General features: G+C 60.9%; 22 protein-coding genes and 1 other RNA gene. 12 read left to right on the plus strand and 11 right to left on the minus strand.

Annotated elements, in window-relative coordinates:
* Positions 1-38: 38 nt before the first annotated feature.
* Complete coding sequence (locus NW851_RS08415; protein WP_414337780.1) at positions 39-590, minus strand: hypothetical protein; 552 nt, start codon at positions 588-590, stop codon at positions 39-41.
* Between the two features lie 193 nt (positions 591-783).
* Entirely contained in the window at positions 784-2,076 is a 1,293-nt protein-coding gene (locus tag NW851_RS08420; RefSeq protein ID WP_414337782.1) for a serpin family protein, read from the minus strand.
* A gap of 227 nt (positions 2,077-2,303) precedes the next feature.
* Here NW851_RS08420 and NW851_RS08425 point away from each other — a divergent pair, with 227 nt between their 5' ends.
* From NW851_RS08425 to NW851_RS08460, 8 genes are all read left to right on the plus strand, one after another.
* Positions 2,304-2,846, plus strand: a complete 543-nt coding sequence (locus NW851_RS08425) for a DUF192 domain-containing protein (protein ID WP_414335919.1) — start codon at positions 2,304-2,306, stop codon at positions 2,844-2,846.
* 259 nt (positions 2,847-3,105) lie between these two features.
* Entirely contained in the window at positions 3,106-4,374 is a 1,269-nt protein-coding gene (locus tag NW851_RS08430; RefSeq protein WP_414333212.1) for a bifunctional sterol desaturase/short chain dehydrogenase, read from the plus strand.
* Positions 4,375-4,559: 185 nt separating this feature from the next.
* Positions 4,560-5,342, plus strand: coding sequence for a DUF4397 domain-containing protein (locus tag NW851_RS08435; RefSeq protein WP_414333210.1), 783 nt, complete (start codon positions 4,560-4,562; stop codon positions 5,340-5,342).
* Positions 5,343-5,387: 45 nt separating this feature from the next.
* A complete protein-coding gene (gene thyX, locus NW851_RS08440) occupies positions 5,388-6,188 on the plus strand; it encodes an FAD-dependent thymidylate synthase (RefSeq protein ID WP_414333221.1) in 801 nt (266 codons plus the stop codon).
* Positions 6,189-6,346: 158 nt separating this feature from the next.
* Positions 6,347-7,096, plus strand: a complete 750-nt coding sequence (locus tag NW851_RS08445; protein ID WP_414333209.1) for a class I SAM-dependent methyltransferase — start codon at positions 6,347-6,349, stop codon at positions 7,094-7,096.
* 154 nt (positions 7,097-7,250) lie between these two features.
* Positions 7,251-8,687, plus strand: coding sequence for a sugar transferase (locus NW851_RS08450; RefSeq protein ID WP_414333207.1), 1,437 nt, complete (start codon positions 7,251-7,253; stop codon positions 8,685-8,687).
* Between the two features lie 9 nt (positions 8,688-8,696).
* Positions 8,697-9,494 (plus strand): phosphoribosylaminoimidazolesuccinocarboxamide synthase, encoded by a 798-nt coding sequence (gene purC / locus NW851_RS08455; RefSeq protein WP_414337788.1) that lies wholly within the window; start codon positions 8,697-8,699, stop codon positions 9,492-9,494.
* Positions 9,495-9,501: 7 nt separating this feature from the next.
* Positions 9,502-10,935: a DUF2157 domain-containing protein gene (locus NW851_RS08460; RefSeq protein ID WP_414337790.1), complete on the plus strand. Its 1,434-nt coding sequence runs from the start codon at positions 9,502-9,504 to the stop codon at positions 10,933-10,935.
* Positions 10,936-10,947: 12 nt separating this feature from the next.
* Here NW851_RS08460 and hemC read toward each other — a convergent pair whose 3' ends face one another.
* Complete coding sequence (hemC, locus tag NW851_RS08465) at positions 10,948-11,934, minus strand: hydroxymethylbilane synthase (protein ID WP_414337793.1); 987 nt, start codon at positions 11,932-11,934, stop codon at positions 10,948-10,950.
* 270 nt (positions 11,935-12,204) lie between these two features.
* Here hemC and NW851_RS08470 point away from each other — a divergent pair, with 270 nt between their 5' ends.
* The 4 genes from NW851_RS08470 to serS all read left to right on the plus strand — a co-directional run bounded on the left by NW851_RS08470 (position 12,205) and on the right by serS (position 16,750).
* Positions 12,205-12,666, plus strand: coding sequence for a YlqD family protein (locus NW851_RS08470; RefSeq protein WP_414333200.1), 462 nt, complete (start codon positions 12,205-12,207; stop codon positions 12,664-12,666).
* A gap of 186 nt (positions 12,667-12,852) precedes the next feature.
* Complete coding sequence (locus NW851_RS08475; RefSeq protein ID WP_414333198.1) at positions 12,853-14,310, plus strand: glycosyltransferase; 1,458 nt, start codon at positions 12,853-12,855, stop codon at positions 14,308-14,310.
* Positions 14,311-14,400: 90 nt separating this feature from the next.
* Entirely contained in the window at positions 14,401-15,393 is a 993-nt protein-coding gene (gene ilvC, locus NW851_RS08480) for a ketol-acid reductoisomerase (RefSeq protein ID WP_414333196.1), read from the plus strand.
* Between the two features lie 34 nt (positions 15,394-15,427).
* On the plus strand, positions 15,428-16,750 hold the full coding sequence (gene serS / locus NW851_RS08485; protein ID WP_414337797.1) for a serine--tRNA ligase: 1,323 nt from the start codon (positions 15,428-15,430) through the stop codon (positions 16,748-16,750).
* Positions 16,751-16,769: 19 nt separating this feature from the next.
* On the opposite strand, the gene NW851_RS08490 is transcribed toward serS, so the two are convergent.
* The 8 genes from NW851_RS08490 to NW851_RS08525 all read right to left on the minus strand — a co-directional run bounded on the left by NW851_RS08490 (position 16,770) and on the right by NW851_RS08525 (position 21,957).
* Positions 16,770-17,183 (minus strand): hypothetical protein, encoded by a 414-nt coding sequence (locus NW851_RS08490; protein ID WP_414333194.1) that lies wholly within the window; start codon positions 17,181-17,183, stop codon positions 16,770-16,772.
* An 80-nt stretch (positions 17,184-17,263) separates the two neighbouring features.
* An RNA gene (gene ffs, locus NW851_RS08495) (signal recognition particle sRNA small type) lies at positions 17,264-17,361 on the minus strand.
* A gap of 72 nt (positions 17,362-17,433) precedes the next feature.
* On the minus strand, positions 17,434-18,150 hold the full coding sequence (locus NW851_RS08500; protein WP_414333192.1) for a carbon dioxide-concentrating mechanism protein CcmK: 717 nt from the start codon (positions 18,148-18,150) through the stop codon (positions 17,434-17,436).
* A gap of 32 nt (positions 18,151-18,182) precedes the next feature.
* Entirely contained in the window at positions 18,183-18,824 is a 642-nt protein-coding gene (locus tag NW851_RS08505) for a hypothetical protein (protein ID WP_414333190.1), read from the minus strand.
* A gap of 63 nt (positions 18,825-18,887) precedes the next feature.
* Positions 18,888-20,870: a ribulose bisphosphate carboxylase small subunit gene (locus tag NW851_RS08510; RefSeq protein ID WP_414333188.1), complete on the minus strand. Its 1,983-nt coding sequence runs from the start codon at positions 20,868-20,870 to the stop codon at positions 18,888-18,890.
* A gap of 63 nt (positions 20,871-20,933) precedes the next feature.
* Complete coding sequence (locus tag NW851_RS08515; RefSeq protein WP_414333186.1) at positions 20,934-21,233, minus strand: EutN/CcmL family microcompartment protein; 300 nt, start codon at positions 21,231-21,233, stop codon at positions 20,934-20,936.
* Positions 21,233-21,574: a carbon dioxide-concentrating mechanism protein CcmK gene (locus tag NW851_RS08520; protein WP_011433395.1), complete on the minus strand. Its 342-nt coding sequence runs from the start codon at positions 21,572-21,574 to the stop codon at positions 21,233-21,235. Before NW851_RS08520 ends, NW851_RS08515 begins: the two co-directional genes overlap by 1 nt.
* A 74-nt stretch (positions 21,575-21,648) precedes the next feature.
* Positions 21,649-21,957 carry a carbon dioxide-concentrating mechanism protein CcmK gene (locus tag NW851_RS08525; protein WP_011430450.1) on the minus strand — a complete coding sequence of 103 codons (309 nt, stop codon included), beginning with the start codon at positions 21,955-21,957 and terminating at the stop codon, positions 21,649-21,651.
* Between the last annotated feature and the right edge of the window lie 441 nt (positions 21,958-22,398).

The following is a 22,398-nucleotide window of genomic DNA, read 5'->3' on the forward strand; positions in this document are numbered from 1 at the left end:
ATTGCCAAGTACTGCAATCAACAGCTTATGAGGCAACCTCACGGGTTCATATAGGCCTGAATCCAGCCTGCCAGCCGCTGCGCCAAGGCAAGGGCTTCCGGCTCGCCTTTTTTGATCGCCGATTGGCTACTGAAACAAGCGATCACTTCTTCAAGCTCTTGTTCAAAAACCTGGGGACGGAACTGCAACCGCACCTGAGCTTGTAGCTGAAAGCTTTCCTGTGCTTCTTTATCCAAGATCTCTTGTCCCAGCCGCTGCAGCCGCACCCCTTGCAATTGGGCGAGAGGATAAGAGAAGACCTGCTGCCGCCAGATCCCCCAAGGGCCACCCAGCCGGGTCAGGGTCACCCGCTGCCGCTCCCGATCCACACTCAAGATCTGCCCCAGCCCCCAAGGGATCCCAATCCCCAGGCCCGCTGCTACAGCCAGTAGCCCCAGCAGAGGGGAAGGCTGCCAGAGCTGGGATCCCAGCGCCAACAACCCCAGCCCCGCCCCCACCCGCCAGGCCAGTTGCTCAGAGGTAAACCTTTGCAGGGCAATCCGCAGCCGTCTGGGGGTGCGCTCCAGAACTTGCAGGTAAACCAGCGCCATGGAAGGGGATCCCGTTTTTGGAGCCAGTTTACCAGGTGCCGCGGAACCCTGAAGGCTTTTGTTGCTAAGTTGGCAAAGAACTAAAACTTAGGTTCGGCAAAAAACTCTGACAAATCCAAGGCAAACCCAGGGATCTTTTCTTGTTCCAAAACCTCGATTATCATGACCTCCGCAGTCAGCATGAGGGATCCCCTTATCCAGGATCCACCAGGGATCCCATAAACAGCACAGTTTGCGCCTCGGGGTTGTCGCCGGATCTAGAAGCGACAATGGCAAACCAGAAAGGTCGATCCGCTACGAATTGGAAGGGCTCCTGCCGGTCGCTGGCGGTGCGGGAGACGATTACCCCGGTGGCAGCAGCCGCCTCGGATCCCTTTTCATCCACTTCGATGGCCGCCTTGTGCAAGACTCTGCTGACCTGCGTCGGCTCTGAGGTCATCTGGCTGAAATCGGCCCGGCGAGAAAAGGCGATCCCCATACCCAACTGCTGCAAAGCCGGCACCAGATCGGTTGCGTAGGCCAGCTTAAACTTGGGGATCCGCACCGAGCCGGGGCGGGTGGGCAGGGATCCCGTCCATTCTTGCCAAGTTTCTGGGCTGAGCTCCTGTTGCAGGGTTGCCAAGCTCACCCCTGGTTTGGGCAGCAGGATCAGCAGGGCCAGCTCCCCTTCCCCATAGGGCAGGCGCACCACCTGGAGCTGCTCGGTCTCCCGGTAGCCGTAGCGACCGGATTGGGCCATCAGCGGCACTTGGACACGGCGGCCATCAGCTCGGGTGAAGGGCTGGGGCTTGGTCAGGGCCGGATCGAAGGGCTGGGTCCACTCTCCCTTGAAATGGACGGCGTTGAGCAAAACCATCACGTCCTCGCGGCTGAGGCGATCCACGATGCGGTCGATCTGGCCCTGGGTGCGCTCGGCTACCCAACGGTTAATCGCCTGCACCGTCTGGCGGGATCCCAGCTCCACCCGATTGACCACCGCTTGGTAATAGGTAGCCAGCGCCTGCAAAAAGGGAGGCCGCAGGGTGAGGATTTGATCGACCCAAAGGCCGTTGGCCACTTGCACCTGGATCGGCCCTTCTGCTTGGGATCGCTCCACCAGCCAGCGCGCCATCTGGGCGTTGGTCCAGTTCAACTCATTGAGGGAGAGTTCTTGGGCCTCCAGCACCTCGGCCATGGCCGCTTGGGTCTCTCCAGCGGCGCCGTTGTACAGCATGCTCAGGGCCAGGCGAAGGCTCAAGGGGGAGAAAAAGAGGTTCTCTTGCGGCTGCTGCTGGAGTAGGTGAGCGAATAGCTTTAGCGCAAAGCGACTTTGGGCTTGTTGGGCCACAGCCTCTTCTCCATACCCTTCCCCATAGGTCACGGTCGGCTCAAACGGGATCCGCACCGGGGTTTCCCCGTGCGTGGGCCAGAGACCCAAAAGCAATAGGCCAAACAGAGCCAGAAGCGGGATCCGGCTCGCCGAGGACATGCTCAAAAGGTCTTTCATTGGGTCTCTCCTGGCCGGGTGGGGAACGATAGATAGACTCTATAGGCTATGGTATCGGGTTGGGGGTGGATGGCTCTTGCCCAGGCTGGCCATTGCGGCTGCGCTTGAGGTGAGATCGACAGGCCAAAGCCCGCAGGAGATCCCGGCAAACTTGCCGCGGATCCCCTCCCTCTTCAGTCCAGAGAGCAGGGTAGGATCAAGCCTGCACAGCTCAGCAGGAGAAAGGGATGAGTTGGTGGGCAAGAGAGCGCCAGGCTGTCACAGCGAGCGGGATCGCCTTGGGCCTGGCTCTGCTGCTGGGATGTACTGCTGGAGGAGAAGCCCAGGAGACGGCAGCCGTTGCCAGCTCGACCCCGGCCAAAGGGCAGCCCCAGCACCTGCCGGTGGAAGCGGAAGTAACCATTGCCGGCAAGCGCTTTGAGCTGGAAGTGGCCCGCACCCCCGAGCAACAGCGGCTGGGCCTGATGTTTCGCACCGATTTGCCGCCTGATCGCGGCATGTGGTTTCCCTTCGACCCGCCCCAGCCGGCTGCCTTCTGGATGTTCAACACGCCGCTTAACCTGGACATTATCTTTCTCCGCCAAGGTCAGGTGGTGTACATCGCTGCCGATGTGCCCGGCTGCCCCGCCCAACCCTGCCCCGTCTATGGGCCACCCTCTGACCAGTTGGTAGATGGCGTGCTGGAGTTCCGCGGCGGGACGGCTGCAGCCCTGGGCTTGCAAGTGGGAGACGCTGTAGAGATCCGCAAGCTTCCGCCCCCCACCCCTTGATCTCTCTCCCCCCTCTCCCTCAGGGAGAGGGGCCGGGGGTGGTCGCGTGAGCGGCGCGGAGCGCTTGGGTGCCTCAGGGAGAGGGGCCAGGGGTGAGGGAAGGGATCCCAAAGGCTGCCGTTGGCCGTCTTGCTCGCGGTCTAGGATGGTCTTTATCAACGATCTTTGCGATGATTTTTGAGGGTCGCCAACTGTGTGAGGTTGATGCCAAGAGGCGACGGCGAGCCCAGGATGGTTCGGCTACTGTCGGCAAAGCCCTATGGATGTTAGCAGCGTAACTCAGTGGCTAGCGGTGGGAGCCATTGCCTTGGCTTCCGTCCTTTGGGCGGAGATCGTGCGAGATGTGCGCCATTGGCTGGCCCACCTCTGGCCCTGGCTGATGCCCAAGCACACCCTGCACCACCGCCTGTTCCGCCCCGATCTCAGCGTGGTAGACCCCAAGTTATACCGAGAATCCCAGTGGCACCACGATGTTCCCGAAGCGGCGACGATGGTTCTAGCCGGGATCCCCTGGGTGGTGCTGTTGGGCCAGGGATCCCTCTTCTACGGCCTGGCAGCAGTAGTGGGAGTGCTCTATTCGGCCAGTTTCTGGGTGGCCGGCATGTTGCGGGGCTATGGGCTGGCTCTGCAGACGGATATCACCCACCAGCCGGGGCCTTTCCCCGCTCCCCCCAGCCAGTGGCATGTGAACCGCGCCTACCACTGGCGGCACCACTTCGACGATACCAACGCCTACTTTTGCGGCACCTTGACCTTGGTGGATCGGATTATGGGCACCAGTCTCTCCCTGAAAGGCAAGCGTGTGGCCATCACCGGCGCCTCCGGCACCCTGGGCCGGGCCCTCTTGCAGCACTGTCACCGCTACGGCGCCAAAGTCATCGCCCTCAGCTCCCATGCGGATTCGGTTGCCATCGAAGTGGACGGCCAGCCCCAGCCGGTGGAGACCGTTCGCTGGCAGGTGGGGCAGGAGGGATCCCTGGCCGAACTCCTGGAGCGGGTCGATATCTTGGTGATCAACCACGGCCTCAACGTGCATGGGGAGCGGGATCCCGAGTCTGTCCGCCAGTCCTACGCCGTCAACACCTTCTCGGCATGGCGCCTGATGGAGCTGTTCTTTCAGACGGTGCGCAACAACCCAGAGATGGCCACCAAAGAGGTTTGGGTGAACACCTCAGAAGCCGAGGTCAGCCCTGCCTTCAGCCCCCTCTACGAGCTCTCCAAGCGGGCCCTAGGAGATTTGGTTACCCTGCGCCGCCTGGACGCTCCCTGCGTGGTGCGCAAACTCATCCTCGGCCCCTTCAAGAGCCAGCTCAATCCCATTGGAGTTATGTCGGGAGATTGGGTGGCCGCCCAGATCCTGGCCCAGGCCAAACGCGATTGCCGCAACATCATCGTTACCATCAACCCCCTCACCTACCTGCTTTTCCCGCTGAAAGAGTTGGCCGTCAGCACCTATTTCCGCTTGTTCAGCCGCCGCTCTTCTCGCCCAGTTCTTCTTGATCCTGTCGCCGGGATCCCTTTGATTTAGGGGGGCCGGCAAATCCTGCCCGGCTCTATGGCATCAGGCGCAAAACTGGGGTAAGACAAGAGCAGGTTCTTTGGCGTCAGTGGAGGGGATCCCTTGCGCCGAACCGAACTTTTGGGGAGCGAGAGGGCCCTTCTGCTCGATCCCTACTGAGCGTTGGGTGTGAGGAGTGGGAGTGAGCATAAACTATGGTGCGACAGTGGGTGAGCGCAGTCCTCTGCGTGGTGGGTGGGGCTTTAATGCCGGGGCTTTTGTCCGGCTGTGCCATCCCGATGCCTTCGGCATCTGCGGGAGTTTCTGAGGTCCAGGTGCGCTTGGTGCATGTGGCCCCCAATGCCCCTCGGATCGACTTGGAAGTGGGAGGGGTAAGGGCTGCTCGGAGCATAGCCTACGGCGCGGTGAGCGAGTACGTGCGCATGCCGGCGGGCGAGTACGACATTGTTTTGTTTTCAACACCTGAGAACCCCGGCCAGCCCGCAAGTTCTCAAGACTCCGTTCCGCTAGCGCGAACGGTTGCGGCCAGAACTGTGGCTAACCTCAGGGGCGGGGGAGTGTTCTCGGTGGTGGCTGCCAACGAGCCAAATCGCATGACAGCCCTGGTATTGGAAGACAACATCCATCCGCCGTTTGATCAAGCCCTGGTGCGGTTTGTCCACGCCGCCCCTGATGCGCCGGCCCTGCAATGGCAAGGGGAGCAAGGGCGGGTGCTGCTGCCCCAGTTGGCCTTCGGACAAGTATCCACCTTTCAAGCCATGCGCCCCGGCTTTACCCAAATTCAGGTGGCCATAGCTCCTTCAGCCCCCGCGCCAGGTGTGCAGTCGGCTCCCAGCCGGAGCATTCCCTTGCAACGGTTTGACCTCCAGTTAGAGGCGGGGAAAGTCTATACCCTTTACGTGGCGGGGCTGATGCGCAGCAATCCGGGCTTGAACATGGTGCTGGCAGAGGAGACGCGGGCCCGCCGCCTTCTCTAGGTGTCTTCCCTCTATACTTTGGGGAAAGGGTACGGCTTTCTGACAGTGGATGCCTTATTTCAAGTGGTGGTGCTTAGCCAAACTCCAGATCCCGAACGGGTGATCTGGCAGGCGATGCACCAAGATTACAGCCCCGATTTTGTTACCCCAGAGGGCCGGATCCCGGAACAGTATGGAGAGGCCGTGGTGCGGCATCTGCTGGAGGGCAATCGTGGCCACTATGGGCCTCTTGAGCACCCTCAGATCACGTTTGGGGTGGGCTATTTTCCCCATGCTGTCATGCAACAGGCCCGTACTCATCGAGTGGGAGTTTCTTTCGACGTTCAATCTTTTCGATATACAGGCCGGCAAATTGCCGATTTGGGCAAAAGACTCTTGTCTGCGCCTCGGAGCACCAACGAAACCGCTGCTCTTGCCGACAAAACCGGCGCGGAGCCCTCGTTATCTTTGCAAGAGTTGGAAACTCTGTTTTACGTTCCTGCCAGCGTCAAAGAAGGCAAGGCCAAAACCCGCCAAGGCTTCAAGCCCATCTCTCCCGAGGCCCTGAACATCATTCTTGAGCAGTATCGCAGTCAGGCCATTGCCTATTATCGCCTGGTCGAAGAGTGCGGATTGCCTTATGAAGATGCTCGTAACATCATCGGCTACGGGATCCGCCAACATTTTGTAGTCTCTTTTAATTGCCGCAGCTTGATGCATTTTCTGGATTTACGAGCTAAAGAAGATGCCCAGCGAGAAATTCAGTATCTGTGTGAACTGATTTGGCCCCACTTTGAGGCCTGGTGCCCTCATGTTGCCGCCTGGTACCGCAAAAATCGCTGGGGCAAGGCTAGGCTTTCTCCTTGAAACCTAAATCGCGTAAGCGGGACGGAGTTCTCTAACACCGGAAAAGTATAGGATAAGGTCATCTTTCGACCCTCACCCCCAACCCCTCTCCCCTCGTGGGAGAGGGGAGCAAGGGATCAACTAACAAGCTGTTTCCCAATATTTGGAACGACTATTGTATGGATCCCAGAGCTTATGAACAAATGGCGGGCTTAGAAGATCGACATTGGTGGTTTGTGGGGCGCCGCCGCATTCTCAGGCAGGTTATTGCCGGGATCCCTCTTCCGCTCGCGGCTTGTATCTTGGAAGCCGGCTGTGGCAGTGGCGGCAACCTAGAAATGTTGTCTCAATTTGGCCAAGTCTGGGCCATGGAAAGAAGCGAAATAGCATTGCCTTTGGCCCGGGCCCGCGGCATTGGGATTGTGGCCGAAGGTGAATTGCCGCATCGGATCCCTTTTGGTTCCCAGCAATTTGACCTTATTGCCCTACTGGACGTTTTAGAACATTTGGAGGAAGACAAAGCAGCTCTGGAAGCTCTCATCCAGAGGTTAAAGCCATCCGGCTACATGGTGATCACGGTACCGGCCTACCCCTGGCTGTGGAGCGCCCATGACGAGCTCAATCACCACAAGAGACGCTACACAGCAGCACAACTTCTCTCCTTACTCAAGAGTGCCGGCCTGCAAATTCATACCTTTACCTTTTTCAACAGCTTTCTCTTTCCATTAGCAGCAGGGATCCGCCTAGCCCAAAAGAGCCTTCGCCTCAAGGAGAAGCAGGATCTAAACATGCTCTCGCCTTGGATCAATTGGCTTTTAACCGAGATTTTTGCTGCGGAAGCCTATTTAATTTCTAAGTTCTCCCTACCCTTTGGCCTGTCTTTATTAGCGGTAGCCAGCCTTAAAAAAATTGCTCCTCTGAGAAACTGAGCCTCTTAATCCTCAACTTCTCGCCGTTATTACCAGTTTTTTCAGTCAACATCGATTTTGCCGTTCGCGCTAGCGAGACGGAGTCCTTGCAGCCTCAAATGGATAGCTTTTCTGTAGGATTGTTTCCAGTCTTAACTGCTGGAGGAGATAGCTCTTGGCCAATCGCGCTGGCGGGACGGGTTTCTTTCGCGGCTACACCCTGAGCTTGGATCCGCATCGCCTGTGGGTGCCCTTGGCTTGTTTGGGGGATGGGCTCTGTATTTGGCTGGCCTTCGGGGCGGCTTATTGGCTGCGCAGCTTGCGCCCCCACCAGCTTTTGCCCTGGGATGTTTATGCTGGCCTGGGGTTGTTGACAGTCCTTAGCTATTGGGGCGTTCAGGCCGGCTTGGGAGGATACGGCGAATCGAAGCGCCTATCTCGCTTTGAGGAATGGGCCAGTTTGCTGCTGGGGCTGGGGGTGACCTTTGGCTTGGTGTTGGCGGGGGCCTTTTTCGTGCGCTCCGTCTCGCTGTCGCGCTTGGTGGTGGGCTATGCCGGCCTGCTGGCCCTGCTCGGCTTGACGGGGATGCGGGCGCTGCTGCGGCTGGGCATGGGCTGGCTGTATGCCCACGGCCAGGGGCGGCGAAGGGTCATCTGGGTGGGATCCGGCCTGCTCTTGGCTGAGGTGCTGGAGCGGCTGGAGCGCTGCCCAGCCTTGGGGTTTGAGATTAAGGCTTGGGCCGTGGCCGGGGATCCCTCGGCACCGGAACCAGAGCCTTTGCAGAAGCTGGAGCGGCTGGAGCCCAGCCACCTGGTGGCCTATGTGCAGGCTCACCCCGAGATCGAAGAGGTGTGGTTTGGGCAGCCGGAGCTGGCCAACGCACCTCTGTTGCTCAGCTTGCAGGCCCTGTCGGTGCAGGTGCGGCTTGTGCCGGACATCCTCGGTTTTTTGACGGTGAACTTCAGCCTCCAGTCCCTGGACGGGATCCCGCTGCTGACGCTGCGCCAGCCCCCTCTGCGCTACGCCCACAACCGTTTCCTCAAGCGAGCGGTAGACATCCTAGGGGCCTCCCTGGGCCTGGTGTTGCTCAGCCCCTTATTTTTGGTCATCGCCCTGCTGGTGGCCTGCAGCAGCCCCGGCCCCATCTTGTATTGGCAGGAGCGGGTGAGCTTGGATGGGCGCCGCTTTTGGATTGCCAAGTTCCGCACCATGCGGGTGGATGCCGAGGCAGCCGGCCAGCCGGGCTGGACGCGCCCCGGGGATCCGCGCCGAACCAAGATAGGAGCCTTTTTGCGCCGCACCAACCTGGACGAGCTGCCCCAGCTTTGGAACGTCTTGAAGGGGGAAATGAGCCTGGTGGGCCCCCGCCCGGAGCGGCCCTACTTCGTGGAGCAATTTAGCCAGGAGATCCCCAAGTATCCGGATCGGCATTTGGTGAAAAGTGGTCTCACCGGCTGGGCTCAGATCCACGGCCTGCGGGGAGACACCAGCATTGCCCGCCGCACCCAGTATGATCTCTACTATGTGCAAAACTGGTCTCTGTGGCTGGATCTGCGCATCCTCGCCATTACCCTTTGGCAAGGGATCCGCGGACGGCTGACCGGCTATTAGGGGTTGCCCATGCCATCCTCACCCACGTCCCCAGAGCTCCTCTACGAGGGCAAGGCCAAGCGGGTCTACCGCACCGCCGATCCCCAGGTTTACCTCTGCCAATACAAAGACGACGCCACGGCCTTCAACGCCCAAAAGCGGGGATCCATCGCCGGCAAAGGGGAGGTCAACTGCACCGTCTCCAGCCGGGTGTTTGCCTACCTGGCGCAGCAGGGCATCCGCAACCACTTTTTGGCCCAGACCGGCCCCCGAGAGATGCAGGTGCGCGCCCTGCGGATCCTGCCCTTGGAAGTGGTGGTGCGCAACCGCACGGCCGGCAGCCTCTGCCGGCGCCTAGGCCTGGAGCAGGGCCTGCCCATCCAGCCGCCGCTGGTGGAGTTCTACTACAAAAACGACGCCTTGGGGGATCCCTTGGTAACCCCCGACCACATCCGCCTGTTGCACCTGGCCACGCCAGAGCAAGTGGAGAAGCTGGGATCCCTGGCCTTGGCGGTCAACACTCACCTTCGCAACTTCTGGCAGCGCTGCCGGCTGGAGCTGGTGGACTTTAAGCTGGAGTTTGGCCTGGACGAGCAAGGGGAGATCTGGCTGGCGGACGAGATCAGCCCCGACACCTGCCGCCTGTGGGATCTAGAAGGGACTGAGCCGCGGGTGCTGGATAAAGACCTCTTTCGCTTTGATCTCGGCGATCCGGCAGCCGGCTACCAAGAGGTGCTGCAGCGAGTGCTCCGGGCTACCGATTCTAATCTCCCCTCTCCCTCAGGGAGAGGGGCCGGGGGTGAGGGCTGGGAGAGGGGCAGGGGGTGAGGGTGCCATGACTTCCCCCCGTCCCTCTGGCCCCGACGACCGCTTCCGCCGCCAACTGGCCGACCTGTTGGACACCTGGGTGGAGCAGGGGCTGATTCAGCCGGCGCAGCGGGATCGCCTGCGGGAGTACTACCAACTCGATAGCTTGCCGCGAACAGCCGCCAGCCGCTTTACCCTGGTGCTGCTGCTGTTGGGCGCCGTGCTGGTGGGCTTGGGGGTGATCTCCTTCGTGGCCGCCAACTGGGACGCCATTCCCCGCTCGGCCAGAGCCTTGGGATCCCTGGCCCTCACGGTGGGACTGCAGGTGGCCGGCTTGCGACTTTGGCAGCAGGGATCCCCGCGCTTGGGCAGCGCCCTATTGATTGCCGGGGAGCTGGCCCTGGGAGCCGCCATTATTCTGATGGCCCAGTGGGTCCAAATGGGGGGATCCCCCGCGGGCTTGTTCTTGGGCTGGGGGCTGGGCAGCTTGGCCGTGGCCTACAGCTTGTTCCACACCCCCAGTGGCGTCTTGGCCTGCCTTTTGTTCGCCCTGGCGGGGGTGACTGCCGTCTGGGAAGGGGGCACTGCTCTCGACCCTCTCTACCCCTGGCTGGCCCTTGGTCTCTTGCTGCCCCTTGCCTACGGGTGCCGCTCCCGCTGGATCTTTGCCCTGGCTTTGGTGGACTTCGGCCTGGCGCTACAAAGGTCGGCAGAGGTCTGGGACAGCTCTGGAGAAGGCTTGACCCTCTGGCTGCTGCTTGGTCTTGCCGTTGTCTGGGGCCTGGGCTTTTGGCACCAACGCCATGGTTACCGGCTAAGCCGGATTTTGACCGGAGAAAATGGCCAGGATGGCGAGCAGGAGCAAGGCTTGGATCTGATCCCGACGGCGGAGGGCCTGGCTTTGCTGGGGCTGGGTTTCTTGCTCTACGTCTGGAGCTTCCGTGACCCCTGGGACTGGGATCCCGACCCCTCACCTCTGTTCCAAGCTGTGGATCCCTGGGCAAGCTTGTCGGCGGCAGGGTTGCTGCTGCTGGCTGGCTGGGGCTGGTGGCAGGGGTGGCAGGCCAAGAGATCCCAGCCTGTCTCCGCCTGGCTTAAGGATGCCGTCGTTTTCCTCTCCCTGATTACCCTGGCCCTTTTGCTGGTGATCAGCAATGCTGTTTCTGGGGACTTGACCTCAAGAGTGGCCCTGGCCTTTGTTGCCCCCTGGATCCTAACCCTGCTGCTGGTGGGGTTGTCGGCGATCCTCTGCTGGGAAGGGTTGCAGCAGGGGCTGCGGGGGCGCTTCTGGCAGGGGCTATTGGGGCTAACCCTGGTGGTGCTGACCCGCTTTTTCGAGTACGAGACCGGCCTCTTGGCCAAGTCGGCGGTGTTGGTGGCCTGCGGGATCGGCGTGATCTGGGTGGGGCTGAAGGTTGAGCAGCGGCTAAACCGATCCCTACCGCCGGCTCCGCGACCCTGAAAACCAGGCAGTCTAGCGGCGAGCCTGGGCAAAAATGGCCTGCAGGATTTCGTCGGCCCCCTGTTGCTTCAGCTTTTCCGCCAGGGAGATTCCCACCGCTTCCGGATCAGCAGTGGATCCCGTTTGGGTATCGCGGATCAGCCGTCGCCCCTCTAGGTCGGCCACCATGCCGGTTAGGTGCAGCTCTTCCCCCTGGACTTGGCTGTGGACGCCGATGGGCACCTGACAGCCCCCCTCCAGCGCCCGCAAGAAAGCTCGCTCGGCCAAACAGCGGGCTGTGGCCTCCCCATCGGCCAAGGGTTGAATGAGCTCCAGGATCCGCTCGTCCCCCTGCCGGCACTCGATGCCGAGGGATCCCTGGCCAACGGCGTACAAGGACACGCTGGGATCTAGCACCTCGTGGATCCGCTGTGCTTGGCCCAGGCGCTTTAGCCCGGCCACCGCCAAGATCAGGCCGTCGTACTCCCCCCGATCCAGCTTGGCCAAGCGAGTGTTGAGGTTGCCCCGCACGTCCTTAAACTGCAGGTGGGGAAAGGCGTGGCGCAGTTGGGCCAGTCGCCGCAAAGAGGAAGTGCCGATCACCGTCCCTGCTGGTAGGGTGGCCAGGTGGTAGCCGCGCAGCTCCTCCCGCACCACCAAAGCGTCCAGAGGATCCTCCCGCCGGGTGATGGCCCCCAACACCAAGCCTTCTGGCAAGCGGGTGGGCAAATCCTTGAGGCTGTGCACCGCCAGGTCGCTGCTGCCGTTGAGCAGGCTAACCTCCAACTCCTTGGTAAATAGGCCCTTGTCGCCGATTTTGGCCAGCGCCACATCCAGGATGATGTCTCCCTGGGTGGAAAGGGTGTGCAGCTCTAGGGGCAACCCCGGATGGTGGGCCTGCAACTGCTCCATGACCCAGTGGGTCTGGGCCAAGGCCAGCTCGCTTTTGCGGGAGGCGATCCGCACCGGCCGGGCAGCCCCAGCCGAGGGTTGCCAGGGAGTTGAGGCCAGTTCGCTCATGGCTGCTGCAAAATCCGAGAACACCGTCTTTCACGCTAGCCGAATCTGCGCCGCCGCAGGGCAGCGGCCTTCAAGATCCTTAACCAAAACCGCCATTTCCCCCCAGCCGAGACTTTACTGCGGGGATCCCAGCCAGTAGGATAAATAGATGGATTCTCCGGCTCGGCGGGGGAAAATTCCTTCTGTTGAGCTCCTCTTCCCCAAACCCAGAGCTTTTAGGGGAGATTTCTACAATCCCAGTTTGGTTGGTCGTCTGCCTGGATAGGTTCTATGGAAGAAAACAACGTCAGCAACGGCACTCAGCTACTGCTTAAGCGCAACATCCCCATCAAGGTGGTGGTCACCCCCCTTTGGAAAAAGGAAATGCAGGAGCAATTGGAGCGGCAGATCGAAGCCACCGATGCTCAGATGCAACAACTGGAGTTTCAGGGCAAGCGGGCCATTGCCGAACTGGAAAAACAGAGCTCTAACCCCAACAGCCCCCAAGTCCTCCAACAGGTGGAAGCGGTGAAAAGCCGCGTGAATGAGCAGAAGATCCGGCTCTTGGATCAGAAAAATCAACTGTTGCAACAGATCAACCAACTGACCACCCTGGAGCTCAACCAAGAAGTGCTGCAGGGCAACGTGGAGAGCTTCTTCCGCGTCCAAAAAGGAGACAACCTGATCCAGAAAATGCAGGTCGAGATCCTCCTGGAAGATGGGGTGATCAAGGAGATTCGCGGCAACCCCTAGGCTCCTCGCCTCTTGCCGGAGAACCGGAGCTAGGGATCCCCAACTTTTCTCGCCTGCAGAAACTCAAGAACTCTGTTTCGCCGGCACAATAGGTGACAATAAGTAACAGCCTCTTAACAGCCTTCGGAATAAAGTCCCGATAGGTTGGCGGGGGTGGTTAACATTGGCGCCCGTGGGAGGATTCCTGTGTCTGAGTTCGTCTGGTCAGAGCCGGAGCCCCTTGAGGATCTGCATCTTCCCGACTGGCTGCTGACCTCGGCCCAACGCCGCCGCCTCAAGGCTCTGCTGGTTCTGGCCATGGTGTGGGGAGTGGTCAGCCTAATGCATGTGCTGCCGACGGCTCGCTGGATCACCATGGGGTTGGCCACGTTCATGGTGATCCACATCAGTCGGTTATTTCGTCTGCAGCCGGCAGCCTCCCCGCCCCCCCTGCGACTTCCTTCTGGCGACGTGACCTGCCGGGATCCTGGATCAACGGATAAGGGCTCCGTCCCACCGAGGCAGCCGGATGCGGAGTTGAGTGGGCTGGCCCTGCCCCGCGTGGCCGTTTTGATCCCGGCCAAAAACGAAAGCGCAGTGCTCCCGCGGCTGTTGCACAGCTTGACCCAGCTCCGCTACCCCACCAGCCATCTGGAGCTGTGGGCCATCGACGACAACAGCAGCGATGCCACCCCTGACGTTCTGCGGGAAGCCCAGAAGCAGATCCCGCACCTACGGGTCTACCGGCGGCAGCCGGGGCAAGGAGGAGGCAAATCTGGTGCCCTCAACGAGGTATTGCCCCTGACCCAAGGAGAGATCATCCTGGTCTGCGATGCCGATGCTGTGGTGCCCTCCGATTTTCTTGTCCGCACTCTGCCCTTGTTTGTTCAAGTGGGAAGGACTCCATCTCGCTTGCGCAGCCGTTTCAGCAGACGGGCAGTGGGCGCCGTTCAGGTGCGCAAGGCCCTGGGCAACCCCAACGTCAACTTCTGGACGCTGGGCCAGGTGGCGGAAATGGCCTCCGATGCCTACTTGCAGCAGCAGCGGGTGGCCGTAAGAGGTATTGGCGAGCTACGCGGCAACGGCCAATTGGTGCGGCGAGATGTCTTGGAAAAGTGCGGTGGTTGGAACGAGGCCACACTCACCGATGATCTGGATCTCACCTTTAAGCTGCACCTGGCGGGCGTAGATATTGCCTTCTTGACGGAGCCAGCCATTGTTGAAGAAGGAGTCACCTCCTGGAAAAGTCTCTGGCATCAGCGCTGCCGCTGGGCGGAAGGAGGCTATCAGCGCTATCTCGACTACTGGCCGGGGATCCTCGGTCGCCGCATGGGCATGGCCAAAACGGTGGATCTCTGGGCCTTTTTTATTTCTCAGTATCTGCTGCCGATGGCCTTGGTTCCCGATACCCTCTGGGTGCTGTTGACAGGCCACTCTTCTGTGCTGCTGCCTTTGAACGCTCTGGTGATGGGCTGCCTGACGGTGGCCTTTTACCGGGGGCTGCGTCACGTGGAAGGCTTGCGCGGACGGCAGCTTTGGTGGCACACTGCCCTTGGCTTGGTCTACATGCTCCACTGGCTGCCGGTGATGATCGCCACAACCGCTCGCATGTGTGTGCAGCCCAAGCGCCTGAGGTGGGTGAAAACCGTTCATCACGGAGTCTGATCTGGGCAACTGGAGTGTTCAGGGATCCCTTGGTTCCTGCTATCCTAGTCAAGCACCTGCTCACAAGACACCCAGTACCCCTGCTCGACCATGGCTCGCCTCTACTACGACCCCGACGCCAACCTGGAGCTTCTGGCCGACAAAACCGTTGCCATCATCGGCTATGGCAGCCAAGGCCATGCCCACGCCCTCAACCTGCGCGACAGTGGTGTCAACGTCCTCGTCGGCCTCTATCCCGGCAGCCCCTCTTGGCCCAAAGCGGAGCAGGACGGGTTGACGGTCAAGACCGTAGCAGATGCTGCGGCTGCCGCCGACTGGGTGATGATCCTGCTGCCCGATGAGGTGCAAAAGGCCGTTTTCCAGAGCGAGATCCGCCCGCATTTGCAGCCGGGGAACGTGCTCCTCTTTGCCCACGGCTTCAACATCCACTTTGGGCAGATCCAGCCGCCGGCAGATGTGGATGTCATCATGGTCGCCCCCAAAGGCCCTGGACACTTGGTGCGGCGCACCTACCAAGAAGGTCAAGGGGTGCCCTGCCTGTTTGCCGTCCATCAGGATGCCTCCGGGATGGCGCGGGAGCGGGCCATGGCCTACGCCAAAGGGATCGGCGGCACGCGGGCCGGTATTTTGGAGACCAGCTTTCGGGAAGAGACGGAAACGGATCTCTTTGGGGAGCAGGTGGTGCTCTGTGGCGGCCTCACGGCTCTGATCAAGGCGGGGTTTGAGACCCTGGTGGAAGCGGGCTACCAACCGGAACTGGCCTACTTCGAGTGCCTGCACGAAGTTAAGCTAATCGTGGATCTCATCGTCGAAGGTGGCCTGGAAAAGATGCGCCACAGCATCTCCAACACGGCAGAGTACGGCGACTACACCCGTGGCCCCCGCATCATCACGGAGCAAACCCGCGCCGAAATGAAACGGATCCTCGCCGAGATCCAAAGCGGTCAATTTGCCCGCGAGTTTGTCTTGGAAAACCAAGCCGGCAAGCCAGGGTTTACGGCGATGCGCCGCCGCGAGGCGGAACACCCCCTCGAGCAGGTGGGCAAGGAGCTGCGGGCCATGTTCAGCTGGCTGAAGAAATAGGTTGGGTATCTGGAGCCGAGGGTAGGCAATCTCTGTGCTGGATCTGAAGCTGCTGCGGGATCGCCCAGAACAGGTACGCCAAGCCCTGGACAAGCGCGGGGCGACGGTCGATCTGGACGGGATCCTACAGTTGGATCGGGAGCGGCGCCAGTTGGAGACTCGCCGCGGATCCTTGCAGGCAGAAAGCAACAGCCTCGGCAAGAAAGTCGGCGAGCTCATCCGTCAGGGAGCGGATCCCCAAGGTTCCGCAGTGGCGGCTCTGCGGCAGCAGGGGGCAGATCTCAAGGCCGAGATCGCCCAACTGGAGCAGCAAGAACGGGAGCTGGAGGAGGAGATGCGCGCCCGGCTGCTCACCCTCCCCAACCTGCCCCTGCCCAGCGTGCCGGTGGGCCGAGATGCGGCCGACAACGTGGAGGTGCGCCGCTGGGGAGATGAGCTGAAACCCGCCCATCCCGTCCTTCCCCACGACGAAATTGCCGAGAACCTGGGTCTCTTGGAGATTGGCCGCGCCGTCAAGGTGGCCCAGAGTCGCTTTGTAGCCATGGTGGGGGCGGGGGCGGCTCTGGAGCGGGCCTTGATCGCCATGATGCTGGAGCGCCACCTTGCCGCCGGCTACACCGAGGTGATCCCGCCCTTGTTGGTCAACAGCGCCGCTTTGCAGGGGACGGGGCAGTTGCCCAAGTTTGCCGAGGAGAGCTTTCGCTGCGCCGACGATGACTTGTGGCTGATCCCGACGGCGGAGGTACCCCTCACCAACCTGTACCGGGATGAGGTGATCCCTGCGGAAGCCCTCCCTCTCTACTTCTGTGCTTACACCCCTTGTTTTCGCCGCGAGGCCGGCAGCTATGGTCGCGACACCAAGGGCCTGATCCGGCTGCACCAGTTTCAAAAAGTGGAGTTGGTCAAGGTCACTCGCCCAGATCAATCGGAAGCCGAACACGAAAAGCTGGTGCAAGATGCCGAGGCCATCTTGCAGATGTTGGAACTGCCCTACCGGGTGGTGGAGCTGTGTACCGGCGATCTGGGATTTTCAGCGGCCCGATGTTTTGATCTGGAGGTGTGGTTCCCCTCCCAAAATCAGTACCGCGAGATCTCCAGTTGCTCCAACTGCTGGGACTTTCAGGCGCGCCGCGCCAACCTGCGCTACAAAGAGGCCGGGCAAAAAGGCACCTACTTCGTCCACACTCTGAACGGCTCCGGCTTGGCGGTGGGGCGCTCCCTAGCTGCCCTGTTGGAAAATCACCAACAGCCGGATGGCTCGATTCGCATTCCCCAGGCGCTGCGCCCCTTTCTCAGCTCTCGCTTTCTCTCGCAAGATGGGATCCTCCAGGCTGCTCCCTCCGGTTGGCCTCACTAGCAAAGTCGGGATGGCGAGCTCAGGAGTTTCTGGCTTCCTTCTTGATGCGGTCTAGTTCTGCCTGCAATTCGGCAATTTTCTGGCGCAGACGGGCTGCTTCCGAAAGTTCGATGGCAGTGCTTGCCTCCACCTCGGCATCGCTGATGTCATCGATGTTAATCCTGCGGGGGCCGGCAGTTTGCCTTTCCTCCCCCTTGCGATTGGCATTGGCAGCAATGGCATCCATGTAGGCCCGCGCCTCTTCAGCAGTCATCGCCCCCCGCTCCACCAGTTCGTCCACCAAAGCTTGTGCCTGCTTGCGCAGCTCCAGCAGACGGCTACCCGCCTTGCCGGCCACCTTGGCGGCGTTGTCTGCCGCCACAGCGGCCAAACCCATGCCGAAGTAGAAAGCCTTCTGTGCCCAATTGGCGAGGGGATTATCTGTCTCGGACATAGCGTGGTGGGCTGCCAGGACAAAAGGAAGAAAAGCTTGACCGAGAATGACCCAGCAGAAAGAAACATGGAGAAGCAAGGGGCGACCCGGGTTGACGCGCCTGCTCTGAGCATCCCGTGGTGCTGCTATCTTCCGATCCTGACACGGTTTGGGCGTCGGAGCTGCACGGACCCAGGTCTTTGATTAGCCTAGCACTTTTCCCCTCTGCCTTGCTCGGCTTTCTTGGGTGAGGATGGATCGGTCGGCGGGGCTAGGGAGTTTCAGGCGGCTCCAGGTAAACCGGGATCCGCTCCACAGCCGCATCGCTGCGCCGCACTTCCTGTTCCTGAACTTGAGGAAGGGTTACCGGCAGGGTAACGGGCTGGGCCACAAAACAACTGGCCACCGGCAGCGCCTGCTCCAACTCGTCGAGGGGGCGCGGGATCACGGCCACCGCGTTCAGCTCGCCGATACGTTCCGCCTCGTACATACCCGCATCGATGGCAATGGCCACGTTGGCCACCGTGCCTCGAATGATGGCCGTACAGAGGCCGTCTCCAATGGTCTCGTAGGCCGCCAACTGGACATCCGCCGTTTTCAGCATCGTGTCGGCAGCCCCCACCATGGCCGGGAAGCCGCGGGTTTCCAACAGGCCCACGGCCAAGTTGCTGAGGCGGCTGTAGCCGCGGTTTTGGGCCAGTTGAGACAGCTTGCTGCTAATCGGCAGCACCGCTTCTAAGTTGGGCAGGGGGCGCGGGATCACCAAACTGGAGATCTCCTCTTGCTCGAACTGGCGGGCCAGCTCAATTCCCTCCTCAATGGCAATGCGCACGTCGGCAATTCCCCCCCGCACAATCGCCGTACAGTAGCCTCCTGAGATCTTCTCGAAGCCGATCAGGGTCACGCCTGCCGATTTGGTCATGGCGTCGGCAATGCGCACAATGACCGGAAAGCTGCGCGTCTGAATCAGGCCCAGAGAGGTTGACATCGGCCTCCTAACCACTCATGCCAGTTTAGCCGTCAGAGCCGGCCATCCCCAGAGGAAAGCACCTGCCGATAGGGATAGATCTTGCCCAAGAGGCGATCCAATTCCGAATGGCCGGGGATCCCGTTGAGCTTGCGCGTCTTGGTCTTGGGGGAGCCGGATTTTTCTTGGGTTTGCTTTTCGACGTTGGCCACCGGAGAACTGGGAGGAACCGGCTCAGGCCGCGTTGCTGGAGCCATTTCCCCTGTTGCTGGCGAGGGCTCTGCCTGGGTGGGCTTGCCGTCCTGGAGAGCGAAACCATAGGTGGGATCCCCAAGCAGGGAGCCGGGAGGGATCACCGCTTGGCTGAGCACCGAACAATTGAGCAGCGTGGTTTCCGAGCCAATGCAGGCATTTTTGCCGATGGTGCCCTGCCCGATCACCAGCACCCCCATTCCCAAGGTTGCTCCCGCCTCCACGATGAGGGATCCCCCACAGGCGTGCAGAACAGATCCCATGCCGATACAGACGCCTCGCCCAATCTGGATCCGACAGCCGGGGTTGGCCCGCAGCAGCACCCCTGCCCCAATGCCTGCCCCCGCCTCCACCTGCACCTCACCACTGACAAGATAGCGAGTTTCGTCGTTCTGGCCGGGCAAGGCGCGGAGCGTCATGGAGTCGGGCAAAGTCGAGGCCAAGGTGCTCCTCATCGCTGGGGGGTTGGGCTTGAGCCAACAGAGGTCAAGAAAAATGGAGATCCCTCAGGGAGTTTGGATGATCTGCTCCAGCACCCGCCGTTTGGCCTTGGGATCGATCCCCAGCAGGCGAACGTATTCGCCGCGATGTTCCTCCAGGCAGGCTTCCAGAGCCGCCACCACCTGGGGCACCTGGGTGGCCTCGATGGGGCTGCAGCTTTGCCAAGAAGACGTGCGAAAACGGCGCTTGTCCGCATGTTCGGTGCCGATGCGGTAGCCTTGGCTGAGCAATTGCTGCACCTGAGCCACCACTTCGCTGCTGAGGCGGGTGCCAGGGGTGGGAGAAAAAGAAGCACCGGGAGCAGCGGATCCTTGAGTTGCGGGGGCGGAAGCCGTCGCCGACCTGCCGCCAGGGGTTTGGATGATGCGCTCGTAGACCCGCCGTTTGGCCTTGGGATCGATCCCCAGCAGGCGCACATACTCTCCCCTATGTTCGGCCAGGGCAGCCGTCAGCTTGGCCAACACCTCCGGCCCGCGGGTGGCACGAATGGCCGGCCCGCTCTGCCAGGAAGAGGTTTTGAAGCGACGCTCGTCGGCATACTCGTAGCCGATGCGATAGCCCTGGGCCAGCAGCCGGTGCACCTCCTCCTGCACCTCCAGATCCAGGCCAGCACTGCCACCTGCCGCAGGAACTGTATCTGTCATCGCGCCCCCGCCTGCAGGACTGCCGCTCACCTGGCCTTGCGGGGTTTGAATCACCTTCTCCAGCACCCGCTGTTTGGCCTTGGGATCGATCCCCAGCAGGCGCACATACTCTCCCCTATGTTCGGCCAGGGCCGCCTGTACAGCGGCCAGGATCTCTTGGGCCGAGCCGCTCCAATTGCCCAAAGTCTGCCAGGAAGAGGTGCGGTAGCGGCGGACATCGGCCACCTCCAGGCCGACGCGATACCCCTGCGCCAAGAGCGTCCGGATCTCCTCCTCCAGCCCTGCGTCAGAGCGAAAGCCAGATGTACCAGAACCTGGGGCAGCAGCTGCCGAGACGCGGCCGGGGATCCCAGAGACCAGCGCCGGCCCAGCAGGGGTTTGGATGATCTGCTCCAGCACCCGCCGTTTGGCCTTGGGATCGATCCCCAGCAGGCGCACATATTCGCCTTGGTGCTCCGCCAGGATGGCCCCCAGCGATTGCACCACCTCCGCCTCGTGGGTGCTGGCAATTGGGCTGCCGCTTTGCCAGGAGGAGGTGCGGAAGCGACGCTCATCGGCATATTCCAGGCCCACGCGATAGCCTTGGGCCAACAGGGCGCGAATTTGCTCCACCACCTCCGGCTTGAGAGCCGATCCGCCGCCGTTCCGGCCATTGGCGCGATGGGAGGAATGGGTCATGGGTGCTGTCTCCGTAGCCGTTGAGTTAGAAGCGCGCGACTGCAGTTCGTTGCGAATGGGGGCGATACAGACGAGGTTTTCGCTGCACTGGTAGCCCTCCCGCAGGGCTTGGTTGATGCCGATCACGTGCTGGGCAAACTTGGCGTCGCTATCTTGGACGTCCGGCAGCCGGTCGGCCTCGGCCTGCGTGGTGATGATGGATCCAGAAGGCACATACTTGCCGGGGGGGATCTCCACATCCTGAATCAGACAATGCAACATGATGATGCAGCCATCCCCCACCCGAGCATTGAACACCGTGGAGCGGAAGCCGATAAAGCAATCGTTGCCCACGTAGGCAGGCCCGTGGATCAAAGCCATGTGGGCAATAGAGGTGTTTCTGCCGATCCAAACTGAGTAGGGCTGGCCGTCTTCTCCTATCACCCGCCCCTGTTCCAGACCGTGGATGACCACCCCATCCTGAATGTTGGATCTGGCGCCAATGTGGAAGGGGGATCCCTCGTCAGCACGAATGGAAGTTCCCGGAGCGATCAGCACCTCCGCTTCCACCCGCACATCCCCAATGAGGTTGGAAAAAGAATGCACGTAGGCGGTGGGATCGATCTGGGGCTCCGCCAGTCGGCGAGACCAAGGCGTTGGCGGTGCAGCATAGGTGTGAGCAGGCATAACCGTGAGCCTCTAGAACACAGTAGGGCGGACAAGGGCAACAAGAGAGCTAAGGGATCCCAGCTAGCGTTGATCGCGCTTGTTGTAGAGGGAGCGACCGCCAACGCTGACGGTATCGATGATCGCCATCACCACCGCATCCAGCGGGCGGGTCTGGTTTCCCTGCGGCTGGCGAGCAGCGCTGCCTTGGCTGATCAGCACCCACTCGTCGGTGCCCGCCCCCACCGGATCGGCAGCCACTGCATAGTCGGGTTGCGGCTGACCCTCGAGATCGACATACTGCACCAACAAAAACTTCACGCCCGTCAGGCTGGGATCCTTTTGGGTGCTGGTGACGGTGCCCCGCACAATGGCGATACGCATCAGGGACGGGTGAAGGGACGGATGGCATTCACCCCTTCGCGGAACTGGGCCACATCCTCGGTGTAGCGAATGGGCAACACGTACTCGAGGTTTTCGTGAGGACGGGCGATAATGTGCCAAGACAACAACTGGCCGCCGTTTACCCGCTTCACCGAGTCAATGCCGGCAGCCACCGAAGCTTGCACCTCAGAGACATCCCCCCGCACGATCACGGTGACCCGACCGCTGCTGATTTTTTCGTAGCCCACCAGGGTAACGCGGGCTGCTTTGACCATGGCGTCGGCAGCTTCCACCACTGCCGGGAAGCCCAGGGTTTCGATCATTCCAACTGCAATAGCCATAGGTACTCCTTACGCTGAAAATGGGGTGCGAACTCTAGGGATCGGGGGCAGCTTCTGAATCCTCTTCAGAGGAACTAGGTGCGGAACTGCTCCACCGCCTCGGTGTAGCGGATGGGCAGCACAAACTCCAGGTTCTCGTGGGGCCGGGCGATGATGTGGTGGGAGAGAATCTCACCGCCACTCACCCGCTTGGCAGACTCCAAACCGGCAGCCACCGAGGCCTGCACCTCCGAGACATCCCCCCGCACGATCACGGTGACCCGACCGCTGCCGATTTTTTCATAACCCACCAGGGTAACGCGGGCTGCTTTGACCATAGCGTCGGCAGCTTCCACCACTGCCGGGAACCCACGGGTTTCGATCATTCCAACTGCAATAGGCATATCAACTCTCCACTTTTGAACACTCAGTTCCTGAACGTTGCCGAACCCGGCAATAAGGCCAATCGATCTGCAAATTGATTTGGCTTATTGGGTTCGATCCTGCACTCTCCCTCGGACTCATCTGAGAGATCCTCTGCCCAAACCTCGATGGACAGCTTTTCCCAGAACACCTACCCCCGCCGACACAGACCTCCCCACAGGGAAGGCCCTGCCCAGCCGCCGACCTCAGACCCAATCAGACTGAAGCCAGAAAAGGTCGTAGGAGCCATCAGCGTTAACCGCAACTGTCACTCCGGCGGGCAAAGCTGCCAACTCTAAGCTAAGTCCCCATCTTTCTTGCACAAAATCGATCATACAAAATCGATGAGGACGGCCCAGAGAAGGGATCCCCCGACTTAACAAAATGATATCCCCATTTAATCCTGGACGAAAATCAATATT

The organism is Synechococcus sp. H55.7 (assembly GCF_047462395.1).
In the GTDB taxonomy this organism is placed as follows: Bacteria; Cyanobacteriota; Cyanobacteriia; order Thermostichales; family Thermostichaceae; genus Thermostichus.